Genomic DNA, 709 nt, shown 5'->3' with positions numbered 1-709 from the left:
ACAGTTTGCTCGAGAAGAGCTGGCAGAGCTCTTGGATGAAACAGGTCAAGTGGAGGTGGTCGGTGATGCGTCCAATGCCATCTTGGGCCTCAAAAAAATCAACGAGCTCAAACCTGATGTGGTGTTCTTAGATATCCAAATGCCTCAAGTGACTGGGATTGAGCTGCTTGGCATGCTCGATCCTGAAACCATGCCGTATGTGGTTTTTGTTACCGCTTATGACCAATACGCAATCCAAGCTTTTGAAGACAACGCGTTTGATTATCTCCTCAAACCTGTCGACCCATGCCGCTTGAACAAAACCGTTAAGCGCCTAAACAAGGTGATCAGTCAATCAGCGTTAACTCAACAACTGTCTGCGATTACACCCGATACTTTGGATCAAATTCCTTGTATTGGACACAATCGGATTGTGATCATGGCAACCGAGACGGTGGAATGTGCTTATAGCGATATTAGCGGTGTGCATGTACGTTCCACCAGCCAAACAGCAAGCACTCAGCTCACGTTAAAAACACTGGAAGAAAAAACGCCCTTAGTGCGTTGTCATCGCCAATATTTAGTGAGCATTAAGGCCATCAGTGAAATCAAGCTGCTGGAAAATGGTCTAGCCGAAATCATCACCAAAACAGGCTTTGAGATCCCAGTAAGCCGTCGTTACCTCAAAGTACTCAAAGAGATGCTAGGTATCAGCCATTAAGTGCCGAAT

Annotated in this window: 1 protein-coding gene; it reads left to right on the top strand. The window is 46.0% G+C overall.

Annotated elements, in window-relative coordinates; translation table 11 throughout:
- On the top strand, positions 1-700 hold a 700-nt coding region (btsR, locus tag R7190_RS27465), incomplete at its 5' end, for a two-component system response regulator BtsR (protein ID WP_318137880.1).
- Between the last annotated feature and the right edge of the window lie 9 nt (positions 701-709).

It is taken from the genome of Vibrio sp. 1078-1, from assembly GCF_033340475.1.
This window is presented reverse-complemented; position numbering and strand designations above follow the sequence as displayed.